Source organism: Testudinibacter sp. P27/CKL/0425 (assembly GCF_052931395.1).
The window spans coordinates 929,565-943,856 of sequence record NZ_CM128801.1; the positions used below are offsets into that span (position 1 = coordinate 929,565).

Below are 14,292 nucleotides of genomic sequence, written 5' to 3' on the forward strand. Positions count from 1 at the left end.
TTCTTCATGGAACTTAATGCTTTAACCGCACTTTCGCCAATTGACGGCCGTTATCAAGACAAAGCCGCCAGTTTACGTTCAATTTTCAGTGAATTCGGACTGTTGAAATTCCGTGTTACGGTGGAAGTGCGCTGGTTGCAAAAATTGGCTGCCACGGCGGAAATCGGCGAAGTTGCCGCTTTATCGGCGCAGGCTAACGATTATTTGAATCAAATCGTGGCGGAATTCTCCCTTGCCGATGCGCAGCGAATCAAAGAGATCGAGCGCACCACCAACCATGATGTGAAAGCGGTTGAATATTTTCTGAAAGAAAAATCCGAAGCGTTGCCGGAATTGGCGGCGATCAGCGAATTTATCCATTTTGCCTGTACTTCGGAAGACATTAATAATCTGTCGCACGCTTTGATGTTAAAAACCGCCAAAGAAACCGTGTTGTTACCGGCGTGGGAAAAATTAATCAACGAAGTGAAAGGGCTGGCAGAGCAGTTTAAATCCATTCCGTTGTTGTCGCGCACCCACGGACAACCGGCTTCGCCTTCTACCGTCGGCAAAGAGATGGCGAACGTAGTATATCGTTTGCAGCGCCAATACAAACAACTGCAACAAGTTGAAATTTTAGGCAAAATTAACGGTGCGGTCGGCAACTATAACGCCCACTTGTCTGCCTATCCGGAAATCGATTGGCACCAATTCAGCCAAGAATTTGTGGAAAGTTTGGGCATTACTTGGAATCCGTATACCACCCAAATCGAGCCGCATGACTACATCGCCGAAATGTTTGATAACATCGCACGTTTTAACACCATTGTGATCGACTTTGACCGCGATATGTGGGGCTACATCGCTTTGAATCACTTCAAACAACGTACGATTGCCGGTGAAATCGGTTCGTCCACCATGCCGCACAAAGTCAATCCGATTGACTTTGAAAATTCTGAAGGCAACTTGGGCTTGGCGAACGCGGTGATGGCGCATTTGGGCGCAAAATTACCGATTTCCCGTTGGCAGCGTGATTTAACCGATTCCACCGTGTTGCGTAATTTGGGCGTCGGCTTGGGCTACACCTTAATCGCTTATGCGGCAACCGGCAAAGGCATCAGCAAACTGGAAGTCAACGAAGCACACCTGCGCGCCGAACTGGATCAAAACTGGGAAGTGCTTGCCGAACCGATCCAAACCGTAATGCGTCGCTATGGCATTGAAAAACCGTATGAAAAACTGAAAGAACTGACTCGCGGCAAACGTGTTGACGCCGACGCTATGCAGGCATTTATCGACGGCTTAGAAATTCCGCAAGCGGAAAAAGTGCGGTTAGAACAACTGACACCGGCAAGCTATATCGGCGCGGCGGTTGAGCTGGTTGAAAAACTGTAAACAGTCAAAGTGCGGTTTGCTTGACCGCACTTTGCTGGTGTCGTGATTTTCTCGACAAAACGAAAAGATTAACGCTATAATCCGTAGCGTTTATATTCACTAATTTAAAAAGGAATACAAAATGGGTTTAGAAAAAGTGCCTGCCGGTAAAGAACTGCCGGACGATATTTATGTTGTGATCGAAATTCCTGCCAATGCCGATCCGATCAAATATGAAGTAGACAAAGAATCCGGCGCAGTGTTTGTTGACCGTTTCATGGCAACCGCGATGTTCTATCCGGCAAACTACGGCTACATCAACAACACCCTGTCTTTAGACGGCGATCCGGTTGACGTGTTAGTGCCGACGCCATATCCGTTGATCCCAGGCTCAGTTATCCGTTGCCGTCCGGTCGGCGTGTTGAAAATGACTGACGAATCCGGCGAAGATGCGAAACTGATCGCAGTTCCGCACAGCAAATTGAGCAAAGAGTACGATCACATTCAAGACATTAACGATGTGCCGGCGTTGCTGAAAGCGCAAATTCAACACTTCTTCGAAAACTACAAAGCACTGGAAGCCGGCAAATGGGTGAAAGTGGACGGTTGGGAAGGCGTGGAAGCTGCCCGCGAAGAAATCAAAACCTCATTCGAGCGCGCGCAGAAATAACGCACGATCTTTCCTGTTATTCGGAAAGTCAGTTTATTGATTTGATACCGCGCTTTGTAAAAAGGGCGGTATTTTTTTAGATAGCTATTTAAATACTTAGGAGCTGATTATGAAAAAATCACTGAGAACCTTGTCGCTGGTTGCAGCACTGTCCGTCGGTTTAGCCTCTTGTGCCGACACACAAACCATCAACCAACAAGCGGCAAGCAGTTACACCCAAACCGTGAATGAAATGAAACAGAAAGGGGTGATTGATACCAGCTCTAGCACTGCAAAACGGATTAACAGCGTTTTTTACCGAATCAAACCGTTTGCCGAAAAAGCCAACGACACCGGTGTGCCGTTCCAATGGCAAATCACCGTGATGAAAAGCAACGAACTCAACGCTTGGGCGATGCCGGGTGGCAAAATGATGTTTTATACCGGCTTGGTGGACAAACTCAAACTCACCAATGACGAAATCGCAGTGGTAATGGGGCATGAAATGGCGCACGCCCTGAAAGAACACGGCAAACAAAAAGTGAATTTTAACATGGCGACCGGCTTGCTCGGCAGCGTCGGCAACGCGGTGTTGTCCGCCACAACCGGCATGGATTTCAGCAGCGTGGTTGGCTTAACCCAAGAATACGGCTTGAACAAACCGTTCTCGCGCAGCAATGAAACCGAAGCTGATGAAGTCGGATTATTATTAATGGCGCAAGCCGGTTATAACCCGCAAGCCTCAATCAAATTATGGCAGAAAATGAGCGCAGCAACTGGCGGCTCCGGGAGCTCGCTGGAAGGATTAATGTCGACTCACCCGACCAACGCCGATCGTGAGGCCAATTTGACCCGGCTGATGCCGGAAGCGATGGCGGTGTATAACCAAGCGAAAAAAGCGGGCTAAGTATTGAAATTTCAGCATCTTTTCGGTGTTCTGGCAGTCTCAAGTGCGGTCAAACCGCACTTGATATCGGTTTAAGACGTCTTTTCAAAAATCAAATTGACATTTTTCTGGCTGTAGGAATACATCGACGGCAGATTGCTGTCTTGTTTTTTCCAGTTGAAATGCAGCTTCGGCGTGATGCCCCAAAAGTGCCAATCCCGTTTCCACAAGGTCAAATTCGCGCTATAAATCTTGTCGCTGCGAGTTTTGCCAAGCGGCAAAATGCCGCCTAAGCGCGCCTGATCTTTATAATGGCGGCTGGTTGCCGACACACTGATTCGACTGGAAATTCCTGCTCCCCATTCCTGCCCCCAACCAAGGCGCAGTCCGCGCTGGTTGTAGCTGTATTGGCGAACTTTGGTCTGAGTGCGGCTGTAGTCGCTGCCGAGGTAAAAATATTGGCGCGGATTGCGCTGCCATAACAACGTGGCGGACGCCAGTTTATTATTGCCGTTCAGCGAATCGCTGCCGTAGTAATACTGCTTGGCATATTCCAACGCCGATGAAAGCTGGATATTATCATTTAGCCAACGGCGATATTCGCCGCGCACGCCGTTGCCCCATTGGTAGCTGGTGTTGCCGTACCAACGTTTTTCATAAAACGGTAGAATCGACCAAGTTTGCACCGCACTCTTGTTGCTGTAACCCAGTGAAGTGCGCTGATAAATATCGTCGTATTCGTGGTTGTCCCAATAATTTTTGCCGTTCAGCTCGGCGTTGAAGTGCAAATAGTGGGAATCCGCCAGATTAAAATCCCGCTGTAAATTGAAGGCGTAAGCAATGCCGTGTGCGGTCTGCGGCAGCATACTGTCGCCTTTGACAAAGCCGGTGTTCTCAATTTCGCGGTTCGAGGCGGTGTTATTCACATTGCTGTCGCGGACATAATAGGCGCTGATGTCGCTTTGCCAGCCGCTGCGTTGTTGCAGTGCGTTCAGATAGCTATTGATCAAGCTGCTAACTGCCGGCGGCACGTCGACCGCACTTTTGGCTTTTTCAAACTGTTCACGCGCGTTGCTGTCTTGCCTGTCATGAAACAGCGCTTTCGCCAGCTCGATCCGCACCGGATTCAGCTCAGGGTGTTGTGCCAAAATAGTACGATATTTGCCGATAGCGCGGGTGTAATCTTGCTGAGCGTGCGCTTGCGTGGCTTCGGCAAATTGCTGCAATGTGTGATCGCGTTCGGGAAACGTGCGGTAAATTTCAAGCAAATGCCCGATTAATTCGGGATTGCGCGCTTGAATGGCGTAATTTAGCAAATTTTCGGTTAAAGTGCGGTTTTGCAGCAGCTCAGTTGCAGTCCAAGAAATCTGCTGTTGCGGCGCACTTTGTTCCGGCAGCGGCACTGAAACCGCACTTGGCGCTTGCGCCGAAGCAACAATCGGCTGAATATTTTCGGGGCGGTTGATATCGTTGCTAATGGGTTCTGCCAACAGCGGATTGGCAAACAACAAACCGGAAATAAATAGGGTATATTTTTGCATAATGTCTTTAAATCAGAAAAAGAAAGCCACTAGTAAAAGTGGCCTTATGATTAAGGATTATTTTGTGGCATTAAAAACAGCTTTAGTTTCATTATTAAACGGGTCTTTTAGTGTTGCAGAACCCGCCACTTCTTTCGCACCACGCCCCATAAATTTTCCTTCATAAGTTCCTGAAGATGGAATATCGAATAATCCTTTATCTGTCGTTTTGGCGCGACCGGCAAATGTGATTTCACCATTTTTCGCTTTAATTTCAGTTGCAGATAATTCGATTTCTTCCCAGATATTATCGCCTAATATTTGAACAATATTGCCGGAGATTGCTTTCTTATCAAAGTTGCTGTTTAAGGTTACAGTAGCTTCACTTACTACATAATTTCCTGACGCAACGTAGCTAGTGCCGTGATATTGCGCACTGCCTTTTAGGGTTTCTAATTCATTGGCATTAGTTGCACGCCCTGAATACAATACCATCGCATCATTTGCGTTGTAACCATTCACGGTGCCAGTCGCTGAAATTGCAGCAATCCCTGAATCAGCCAGATTATTTGCATAAGATCTATACGTTGCGTTTAGCTCGACTACTTTACCATTACTAACTGAGGTAGAATTAATTCTGGAGGAACCTTGTGATTTACCACTACCGTCTGCTTTAGGAATATAACTATCTAAATTAGATTTATTTGTCCAAATATCTTTTTGTTCTAAATAGTCAAAAATTTGACTATCATTTAGGGTCTCTTTTTTGTAAGTGTAAGCTTTAGGCTGGGTGCGCGCTTCTTCGGCTTTACGAGCTTCTTCGGCTTTGCGAGCTTCTTCGGCTTTGCGAGCTTCTTCGGCTTTGCGAGCTTCCTCGGCTTTACGCGCTTCTTCGGCTTTACGAGCTTCTTCGGCTTTGCGGGCTTCTTCGGCTTTACGTGCTGCTTCAGTTTGTTGCTGGGTTGGTGTTACGATCGGCGTTTTGGATGTAGTAGATTTGTTATTTGATCCGCTACTACTTGAACCACAAGTTACGGCACCTAAGGAAATTAAAATCGCAAGTGCGGTTGTTCTCAACGCTGGTTTCATAATGGCTTCTTTATTCATTAGTTAAATTTAGAATTATTGCAGGTTTAATATTTTTGAAGTGAAATTTCATAAAATTATTAAACTTTCTTAGTTTAAAAAAAAAAAAAAAAAACAAGGGATTAGCGAAGTTTTGTTAATTTCTTTGATCTTTGTCACCACTTCGTATTTTTTGGAGTGAAATTTCAAAAATGGACTTGTGCGATACAAAGATAAATTGAATTCAAACGAAGCGAATGGCAGGCGAAAAGGGGAGAAAACATAAAAAAAGCCGCCTAATTAGGCGACTTTTGGAGTTTGAAGCTTGGCAGCGCGGAATTACAGTTTTTCCACCAACATCGCTTCCAATTTTTCTTGGTCGGCGGCGAATTTACGGATGCCGTCGGTTAGTTTTTCCACTGCCATCGGATCGCTGTTGTGTTGCCAGTAGAATTCGGCTTCGGTCAGCGGCTCCGGGCGCTCTTTTACGTTGCCTTTGAATTCTAATTTACGTTCTAACGGTTCGTTGCTTTCTTGTAGCTCTTTCAACAAGCCCGGCGCAATGGTTAAGCGATCGCAGCCTGCCAATTCGGTGATTTCGCCGATATTGCGGAAGCTGGCGCCCATGACCACGGTTTTGTAGTCGTATTTTTTGTAGTAGTTATAAATTTCAGTAACAGAAACCACGCCCGGATCTTCGTGCGGCGCGTACTCTTTTTTGTCAGTGTTGGCTTTGTACCAGTCTAAAATCCGTCCGACGAATGGGGAGATCAGGTAAACACCGGCTTCGGCACAGGCGCGGGCTTGCGCTTGTGAGAATAATAAAGTCAGGTTACAGTTGATGCCTTCTTGTTCTAATACTTCGGCGGCGCGAATGCCTTGCCAAGTGGAGGCGATTTTGATCAGGATGCGATCGTTGCTGATGCCTGCTTGATTGTATAATTTGATCAGTTTGCGCGCTTTTTCAATCGTGGCTTCAGTGTCGTAAGACAAGCGGGCGTCCACTTCGGTTGAAATGCGTCCCGGCACAATTTTCAAGATTTCTAAGCCGATATTCACCGCCAGTTTGTCTTCTGCGTCAATCAACTGCTGTTTTTTGTCGCTGCTTTGTTGCTTGGCGTATGCGATTGCATCGTCGATTAACGGCACATATTGCGGCAGTGATGAGGCGCTTAAGATCAGTGACGGGTTGGTGGTGGCGTCTTGCGGCTGGTAAGTTTTGATAGCTTCAATATCACCGGTGTCGGCGACAACCACTGTGATTTTGCGTAGTTCTTGCAATTGCGACATAGTTTTTCCTCATGGATAGTGAATAAAAGAATTGATTCATTCTACCCTCATTATGTCGCAATGTGCCAATAATTTCTCTGATAGATCATTATTTTTTTAGCGTTATGATCTCAAGTGCGGTTGTGGCGAAAATATTCGCTGATCGAACGCAGGATTTCGAGTACAATCAAGGCAATTACTCTGCTTTTAACACCATGGGTTACAGAATGAAAAAAAATAGCTATAGCCTGCTGGCGATCTTGGTGGTCGGCGCGCTCTACGGCAATGCCGCACAAGCCGATTTGAAACACGAATGTTTGTTGGGCGTACCGCACTTTGTCGGCGAGCCGGTGCGCGGCAATCCGAATGAGCAGCCGATCCATATCGAAGCGGATCGCGGCGAGATGCGCCACGCCACCGAAGCGACGTATCAAGGCGATGTCGATATTAAGCAGGGCAACCGTCATTTGCAGTCGCAACACGCGAAAATTACCACCGAAGGCAGCGGCAACGAGTTGACGCGCTTGGCGTATGTCGACGGCGATTTAACCTATCGGGACGAGCAGATCGATTTGCGCGGCAGTAACGCCAAAATCAATTTGAACAGCAAAGACAGCGATATGCAAAGCGTGGATTATCAGTTTGTCGGCCGCCAAGGGCGAGGCACGGCGGAACAGGCGGAAATGCGTGATCGCTACCGCACTTTGCGCAATGCGTCGTTCACCTCTTGCTTGCCGGACGACAATGCGTGGTCAATTGAAGCCGATAAAATCCGTCAGGATTTACAAGAGGAAGTGGCGGAAATGTGGGGCGCTCGTTTTAAAGTGTTGGGTGTGCCGATTCTGTATGCGCCGTATTGGCAATTGCCGCTGGGCGATCGCCGCCGCAGCGGGCTGTTGATGCCGCAATTCAGTATGTCGAGCCGCGACGGCTTCAGTTATGCCCAGCCGATTTATTGGAATATTGCACCGAATTATGATGCGACGATTACGCCGAAATATATGGTTGATCGCGGGTTACAATTGCAAACCGAATTTCGTTATTTAAACCAACTCGGCAACGGTACAATTGCCACTGAATATTTGAACAAAGATCGCTTAAAAGAGTATCTGGGCGAGAACAAATCGCGGCATCTGTTTTTCTGGAAACACGACGCGCGCTTTGGCGACAACTGGCGTGCCAATTTGGATTACACCCGCGTGAGCGATAAACGTTATTTTAACGATTTCAGCTCGGAATACGGCAGCAGCACCGACGGTTATGCCAACCAGCGTTTCAGCGTCGGTTATTATCAGCCGAATTATAATCTGACGATTTCCGGCAGACAGTTCCAAATTTTTGACGAAACCGATATCGGACCGTACCGTGCGCTGCCGCAGATTGATTTTAACTATTATCAAAACGGCTTGGCGAACGGTTGGTTGGATTTTGCGTTGTATTCGCAAGCGGTGCGCTTTGACAACGACAGCGGATTAATGCCGAAGGCTTGGCGTTTTCATTTGCAGCCGGAATTGAATTTGCCGCTGAGCAATGATTACGGCAGTTTGAATCTGCAAACCAAATTGTACGCCACCCATTATCAGCAGACCAAAGGCAAAGATGTGTTGGCGGATGATGTGCAGCGCAGCGTGAACCGGGTGTTGCCGCAATTTAAAGCGGATCTGCAAACGGTGCTGTTTAAGTTGGAAACTTTTTTGGACGGCTACAGTCAAACCTTGGAGCCGCACGTTCAGTATTTGTATCGTCCGTATAAGAACCAAGCCAATATCGGTGATTCGGGCAATAGTTTAGGCTTGGGTTATGACAGTGCGTTGTTGCAGCAGGATTATTTCTCGCTGTTCCGCGATCGTCGTTATAGCGGCTTGGATCGAATCGCTTCGGCAAACCAAGTCACCGTCGGCGGCACCACGCGCTTTTTTGACCGGAATGTCGATGAACGCTTTAATCTTTCATTAGGGCAGATTTATTATCTCAGTTCATCGCGGATTGACGATTCCCTTAACAACCGCACTAACCGCCACTCCTCGGCGTGGGCGCTGGAATCGAACTGGAAAATTAATCGCGCGTGGAACTGGCGCGGCAGCTATCAATATGATACTGATTTGAATAAAACCGCACTTGCCAATATGGTGTTGGAATATAACCCGAGCGGCAACAATCTGGTGCAACTGAACTACCGTTACGCCAGCCAGGCATATATTGATCAGAATTTGCAAGGCGGTTCAAATGTTTATGCGCAAGATATTAAACAAATCGGTGCGACTGTCGCTTGGGATATTGATGATAACTGGGCGGTGATCGGGCGTTACTACCACGATGTGGCATTGAACAAGCCGGTGGAACAATACGGCGGCGTTCAATATAACACCTGTTGCTGGAGCGTCGGCATCGGCGCGCGGCGTTATCTGACCTCGCCGCGTGGCAATGCGGATTACAGCAGCAATAAAGTGTTTTACGATAATTCGTTCTCAATCAACTTTGAGATTCGCGGCTTGGGCAGCAACTATTCCAGCGGGCTACGCAGTATGCTGCATAAAGGAATGTTGCCGTATGTCAAACCGTTTAGTTTGGAATAATTGAAATAACAAGGAAATCAATGAAAAAGTCTATTGTAGTATTAACAACCCTGTTCAGTGCGACGGCGTTCGCCTCTGATGCGCAGATCCAACAAAATTTAAGCGGCTTGGGCATGACCAATCTGCAATTGCAGCCGAGTCCGTTAAAAGGAGTTAAATCGGTGGTTTCCGATCAAGGCATTTTTTATGTGTCTGACGACGGCAACTACATTTTACGCGGCGATCTGTTCGAATTGAAAAACGGCGAGCTGGTGAACCTGAGCGAAAAAATGTTGTTAAACAAACTGAACGGCTTTGCGGATCAAATGATTGTTTATCCGGCAAAAAATGAAAAATATGTGGTGACGGTATTTATGGACATCACTTGCCATTACTGCCATTTGTTATACAGCAAAAAACAGGAATATAACGATTTAGGCATCAGCCTGCGTTTCTTGGCATTCCCGCGCGGCGGCTTGGAAACCCAAACTGCCCGCCAAATGGAAGCGATCTGGCAGGCGAAAGATCGTAACGAAGCGTTGGATCAAGCGGAAAACGGCAAATTGCCGAAAGAGCTGAAAACGCCGGACATTGTAGCGAAACACTATGCCTTGGGGCGTCAATACGGGGTGCGCGGCACGCCGAGCATCATCACCGACAGCGGCGAGATGCTGGGTGGCTACTTGCCGCCGAAAGAGTTGTTGGAAGTGCTGGAAGAGTCGAACTAATCCGCAGGCAGTCATTGCCGAACACAGTTTCAACTTCACTCGGACGGATTTTCCGCCCGAAAGTTTATGGCTAATCGCCGGTGTTAGCCTCATTTTTATCGTTTAAGGTACAACCATTTCGTGAATAAAATCATCTGTCGCCGACAGCCGCAAACGGTGTTCCCGTTGGCGGATCATCCGTTGCTCGATCGCGTTTTTTCCGCGCGCCATATTCAAGACAAACAGCAGCTAGACCGCACTTTGCAATCAATGTTGCCGCCACAACGGCTGCGTGGGATGCAAAGTGCGGTTGAGTTGTTGCTGGCGGCACGCGAAACACAGCAAAAAATCGTGATTGTCGGCGATTTCGATGCCGACGGCGCAACCAGCACCGCACTTGCGGTGTTGGCACTACGCCGGTTGGGCTTTCAAAACGTCGATTATTTAGTACCGAACCGTTTTGAACAAGGCTACGGATTGAGTGTTGAAGTAGCGAAACTGGCGCAGGCGAAACAGGTCGAATTGTTGATCACCGTCGATAACGGCATTTCGTCGCATGAAGGGGTTGACTGGATCAAGCAGCAAGGCGCGAAGGTGATCATCACCGATCACCACTTGCCGCCGAACGAATTGCCGAATGCCGATGCGATTATCAATCCGAATTTGGCGGATTGCGATTTTCCGTCGAAATCGCTTGCCGGCGTCGGGGTGGCATTTTATCTGATGCTGGCGTTGCGTGCCGCGCTGCGCGACAGACAGTTGATTGCCGCCGCCGAGCTGCCGAATTTTGCCGAACTGCTGGATTTGGTGGCGTTAGGCACGATTGCCGATGTGGTGCCGCTGGATCAAAATAACCGGATTTTAGCCTATCAAGGGATTAATCGGATTCGCGCTCAGCGTTGCCGTTACGGCATTCAAGCATTGGCGGAAATTGCCAACCGTGATTTAAGCCGCTTTGTTGCCTCCGATCTCGGGTTTTCGATCGGCCCGCGTTTGAATGCCGCGGGGCGGTTAGACAATATGAGCGTCGGGGTGGAGCTGCTGCTGGCGGAAGATATGCAAACCGCTCGCCAACTGGCGCACGAACTGGACGCCTTGAATCAGACGCGCAAAGAGATCGAACAGGGCATGAAGCTGGAGGCGCTGCAAATTTGCAGCAATCTGGGAGAATTGGAACGCGAGTTGCCGTGGGCGATTGCGCTGTATCAGGCGGACTGGCATCAGGGCGTGTTGGGGATTTTAGCCTCACGGATTAAAGATCGCTTTCACCGTCCGGTGGTGGCGTTTGCGCAGGATCAAGCCGGCATTTTGAAAGGCTCGGCGCGCTCGATTGAAGGCTTGCATATTCGTGATGCGTTGGAGCGGGTCGATCAACGTTGCCCGGGGCTGATTTTAAAATTTGGCGGCCATGCAATGGCGGCAGGCTTGAGCATTGTCGAAGTGCGGTTTGCCGAATTTCAGCAGGCGTTTGCCGCGGTGGTGCAAGAGAGCCTGACAGCGGAGCAGTTGACCGGCGTGATCTGGAGTGACGGCGAATTGTCGGCGGCGGATTTTAATTTGCCGACTGCCGAGCTGATTGCCTCCGCTGGCCCCTGGGGGCAGGCATTTCCCGAACCGCTGTTTGACGGCGAATTTGAGGTGTTGCAGCAGCGCTTGGTCGGCGGGCGGCATTTGAAAATGATGGTGCAGCCGCGCGGCAGCACCCAATTACTGGACGCGATCGCATTTAATATTGATCCGCAATGTTATCCCGATCTGTCGATTAAACGGATGAAACTGGCGTATCGTTTGGATATTAATGAATTTCGGGGTAACCGCCAATTACAGTTAATGGTAGAATATCTGCAACCGTTGTAAAAATAGCGTAAAATAACGGCGATTAACGATGATTTTGCGTAATTTGGTAAAGTCGCTGGCGAAGTTCGCGGCGGAACGCAAAAATAGTAACCAATATCGGGTGGAGTATATCAAGTCATACCATGAGAACGGAAAAACGTTGGCTGTTACTGATCGGTGCCTTTTTCGCTTTTGCCTGTTCGCAAGCTTGGGCGGAGCAAGTCGCGAGCGCCAAAGCCGAAAACGACGAGCCGCAGACGAGTGAGCAAGTTGCGGCAGAAGCGGAAGGAGAAAGCGCGCCGTTTGCTTTTGAGGACGGCAAAGACTATTTTTCCTATGCCACGCCGATCAAATCGAAGCCGATTGATAATCGGATCGAAGTCAAACTGTTTTTCACTTATGAGTGTGCCCATTGCCTGACGGCGTTTGATAATCTCAGCTTGTATCAGCGACTGCACGAGGAGCAGATCCAGCTGATGTTGGAGCCGATCGCGGTGCCGGAGGTGCTGTTCAGCCCGAATGTATATTACAGCCTTAAGGGGATGGATAGACAAGGGCTGGCGGAATTACTGCTATTCGACAGTGCCGAATTGCAAGGCAAAAATTCGCTGCAACACGGCGAGAATTTATATCACTGGCTGATCGGACACAGTGTGGCGTTGGATCAGTTTTTAATGCAGCTCAATTCACCGGCAGTCGCCGCCAAGGCGCAAGAAGCGGTGGAACAGACCGAAAAATACGGGGTGTTCACCAGCCCGTTTTTGGTGATTGACGGGCAATATGTGTTAACCAGCAGCACCTTGTATAACGATGATTATACTTTTGCGGTGATGGATTTTTTAATTTCCCGCATTTTGCAGCAGAAACAGCGCAAAACCACATTTGTTGCGGGCGCAAACCGCACTTCAGCCAACACGAATCCATAAAATGAAGAACTCACTAAGGCGCAAACTAAGGAACCCAGCATGAAAATCGGAATTGTCGGCGCAATGGCGCAAGAAGTTGAAATTTTACGCAATAAAATGACGGATGTCAGCACCCGCCAACTTGCCGGTTGTACCTTGTATCAAGGCAATTTGGACGGCTTGGAGGTGGCGCTGATTCAATCCGGCATCGGCAAAGCGGCAGCGGCAATGGCGACCACCGCACTGATTTTATCGGCGAAACCGGATTGTGTGATCAACACCGGTTCTGCCGGTGGCATTTGCGCCGAGCTGAATATCGGCGATGTGATTATTTCCACCGAAACCGCTTACCATGACGCCGATGTGACCGCATTCGGCTATGCCAAAGGGCAATTGCCGGGCTGTCCGGCGGCTTTTCCGTCGAATCAGGCATTGATTGAATTGGCGGAAAAAGCGTTGCAAACGCAGGGCAAAAGTGCGGTCAAAGGGCTGGTTTGCAGCGGCGATATGTTCTGTAACGGCGAACAACAAATTGCGGCGATCAAAGCTGATTTCCCACAGGCGATTGCGGTGGAAATGGAAGCGGCGGCGATTGCACAGGTCTGCTTCTCGTTTGATCTGCCGTTTGTGGTGGTGCGCGCGGTGTCGGATGTGGCGGACAAGGAATCTCATCTCTCGTTTGATGAATTTTTGCCGCTGGCGGCGCAGCAATCCTCGGAAATGGTGCTGGCGATGTTGGCGGAGCTGCAATAATCGGGCGGCTATCCGCCCGACGACTAGCCGGATAACGGCTTATTTTTTCCGGTTTTTGTGCCATTTTTCCAACAGCGGTTTTGGCGGCTCCTCTTGCTCCTGATAATCAAATACTGGCAGCGACAAGTGGAAATAGATCGCCAACAGGCGCAAGCCGAAGCCGCTGAGCAAGGTGATGATCACCACCAGGCTGTGTGGAATGCCAAAGTGCGGTAGCGCAAAATAGATTGCCGCCGATAACAGCGCGATACTGGCATACAACTCTTTTTGAAACACCAACGGAATGCGGTTACAAAGCAGATCGCGCAGCACGCCGCCGAAAGCGCCGGTCACCACCGCTGCCACCGAGGCGATAATAAATCCGTGCCCCATATCCAGTGCCACTTGTGCGCCGATAATCGAAAACACAATCAATCCCAACGCATCCAGCACTAGGAACACCGTGCGGAAATAGCGCATCAGCGGTGCGATAAACACCGTCAACACCGCCGCACTTGCGACGATCATAATATATTCGGGGTGCGCGACCCAGCCGAGAGGGTAGTGTCCGAGCAGCATATCCCGAATTGAGCCGCCGCCAATGGCGGTCATCGAGGCGATGATGATCACGCCGAACAAATCCATTTTTTCACGTCCGGCAGCCAGTGCGCCGGTGATTGCCTCGGCCGTGATGCCGATAATATAAAGCACGGTCAGTAACATAATGCGGTTCGGAAGAAAAAATCAGGTAGCATAGCGTAAGCGGATTTGCGCTTTAGATAAAGAAAAATTTGAACAAGCGAACATTTTTGTGA

General features: G+C 48.9%; 12 protein-coding genes. 8 read left to right on the forward strand and 4 right to left on the reverse strand.

Annotation, left to right across the window (positions count from 1 at the left end; genetic code table 11):
• Positions 1–6 precede the first annotated feature (6 nt).
• From purB to ACUHGC_RS04670, 3 genes are all read left to right on the forward strand, one after another.
• Entirely contained in the window at positions 7–1,374 is a 1,368-nt protein-coding gene (gene purB / locus ACUHGC_RS04660) for an adenylosuccinate lyase (RefSeq protein ID WP_446834478.1), read from the forward strand.
• A 121-nt stretch (positions 1,375–1,495) separates the two neighbouring features.
• Complete coding sequence (gene ppa / locus ACUHGC_RS04665) at positions 1,496–2,023, forward strand: inorganic diphosphatase (protein WP_431053677.1); 528 nt, start codon at positions 1,496–1,498, stop codon at positions 2,021–2,023.
• A gap of 109 nt (positions 2,024–2,132) precedes the next feature.
• Positions 2,133–2,909, forward strand: coding sequence for a M48 family metallopeptidase (locus tag ACUHGC_RS04670; RefSeq protein ID WP_446834479.1), 777 nt, complete (start codon positions 2,133–2,135; stop codon positions 2,907–2,909).
• Between the two features lie 71 nt (positions 2,910–2,980).
• Here ACUHGC_RS04670 and ACUHGC_RS04675 read toward each other — a convergent pair whose 3' ends face one another.
• From ACUHGC_RS04675 to tal, 3 genes are all read right to left on the reverse strand, one after another.
• Positions 2,981–4,429: a surface lipoprotein assembly modifier gene (locus ACUHGC_RS04675; RefSeq protein WP_446834480.1), complete on the reverse strand. Its 1,449-nt coding sequence runs from the start codon at positions 4,427–4,429 to the stop codon at positions 2,981–2,983.
• A gap of 57 nt (positions 4,430–4,486) precedes the next feature.
• On the reverse strand, positions 4,487–5,497 hold the full coding sequence (locus tag ACUHGC_RS04680; protein ID WP_446834481.1) for a factor H binding protein domain-containing protein: 1,011 nt from the start codon (positions 5,495–5,497) through the stop codon (positions 4,487–4,489).
• Between the two features lie 315 nt (positions 5,498–5,812).
• The gene (tal, locus tag ACUHGC_RS04685; RefSeq protein ID WP_446834482.1) at positions 5,813–6,763 is read right to left on the reverse strand and encodes a transaldolase; all 951 of its coding nucleotides are present in this window, start codon (positions 6,761–6,763) and stop codon (positions 5,813–5,815) included.
• A gap of 206 nt (positions 6,764–6,969) precedes the next feature.
• Here tal and lptD point away from each other — a divergent pair, with 206 nt between their 5' ends.
• The 5 genes from lptD to mtnN all read left to right on the forward strand — a co-directional run bounded on the left by lptD (position 6,970) and on the right by mtnN (position 13,498).
• Positions 6,970–9,318 (forward strand): LPS assembly protein LptD, encoded by a 2,349-nt coding sequence (gene lptD, locus ACUHGC_RS04690; protein WP_446834483.1) that lies wholly within the window; start codon positions 6,970–6,972, stop codon positions 9,316–9,318.
• A 20-nt stretch (positions 9,319–9,338) separates the two neighbouring features.
• Complete coding sequence (gene dsbC, locus ACUHGC_RS04695; RefSeq protein WP_446834484.1) at positions 9,339–10,025, forward strand: bifunctional protein-disulfide isomerase/oxidoreductase DsbC; 687 nt, start codon at positions 9,339–9,341, stop codon at positions 10,023–10,025.
• Between the two features lie 120 nt (positions 10,026–10,145).
• Positions 10,146–11,861 (forward strand): single-stranded-DNA-specific exonuclease RecJ, encoded by a 1,716-nt coding sequence (recJ, locus tag ACUHGC_RS04700; RefSeq protein WP_446834485.1) that lies wholly within the window; start codon positions 10,146–10,148, stop codon positions 11,859–11,861.
• A 122-nt stretch (positions 11,862–11,983) separates the two neighbouring features.
• Positions 11,984–12,766 (forward strand): thiol:disulfide interchange protein, encoded by a 783-nt coding sequence (locus tag ACUHGC_RS04705; protein WP_446834486.1) that lies wholly within the window; start codon positions 11,984–11,986, stop codon positions 12,764–12,766.
• Between the two features lie 39 nt (positions 12,767–12,805).
• Positions 12,806–13,498, forward strand: coding sequence for a 5'-methylthioadenosine/S-adenosylhomocysteine nucleosidase (mtnN, locus tag ACUHGC_RS04710; protein ID WP_446834487.1), 693 nt, complete (start codon positions 12,806–12,808; stop codon positions 13,496–13,498).
• A 39-nt stretch (positions 13,499–13,537) separates the two neighbouring features.
• Here mtnN and ACUHGC_RS04715 read toward each other — a convergent pair whose 3' ends face one another.
• Positions 13,538–14,200: a trimeric intracellular cation channel family protein gene (locus ACUHGC_RS04715; RefSeq protein ID WP_446834488.1), complete on the reverse strand. Its 663-nt coding sequence runs from the start codon at positions 14,198–14,200 to the stop codon at positions 13,538–13,540.
• Positions 14,201–14,292: the final 92 nt, after the last annotated feature.

Bases quoted from the DNA above. Each gene is read 5' to 3' on its own strand.
- purB (WP_446834478.1), top strand. From the start codon at position 7: ATGGAACTTAATGCTTTAACCGCACTTTCGCCAATTGACGGCCGTTAT.
- ACUHGC_RS04715 (WP_446834488.1), bottom strand. From the start codon at position 14,200: ATGTTACTGACCGTGCTTTATATTATCGGCATCACGGCCGAGGCAATC.
- ACUHGC_RS04705 (WP_446834486.1), top strand. From the start codon at position 11,984: ATGAGAACGGAAAAACGTTGGCTGTTACTGATCGGTGCCTTTTTCGCT.
- tal (WP_446834482.1), bottom strand. From the start codon at position 6,763: ATGTCGCAATTGCAAGAACTACGCAAAATCACAGTGGTTGTCGCCGAC.
- ACUHGC_RS04670 (WP_446834479.1), top strand. From the start codon at position 2,133: ATGAAAAAATCACTGAGAACCTTGTCGCTGGTTGCAGCACTGTCCGTC.
- ACUHGC_RS04680 (WP_446834481.1), bottom strand. From the start codon at position 5,497: ATGAAACCAGCGTTGAGAACAACCGCACTTGCGATTTTAATTTCCTTA.
- dsbC (WP_446834484.1), top strand. From the start codon at position 9,339: ATGAAAAAGTCTATTGTAGTATTAACAACCCTGTTCAGTGCGACGGCG.
- mtnN (WP_446834487.1), top strand. From the start codon at position 12,806: ATGAAAATCGGAATTGTCGGCGCAATGGCGCAAGAAGTTGAAATTTTA.
- ACUHGC_RS04675 (WP_446834480.1), bottom strand. From the start codon at position 4,429: ATGCAAAAATATACCCTATTTATTTCCGGTTTGTTGTTTGCCAATCCG.
- lptD (WP_446834483.1), top strand. From the start codon at position 6,970: ATGAAAAAAAATAGCTATAGCCTGCTGGCGATCTTGGTGGTCGGCGCG.
- ppa (WP_431053677.1), top strand. From the start codon at position 1,496: ATGGGTTTAGAAAAAGTGCCTGCCGGTAAAGAACTGCCGGACGATATT.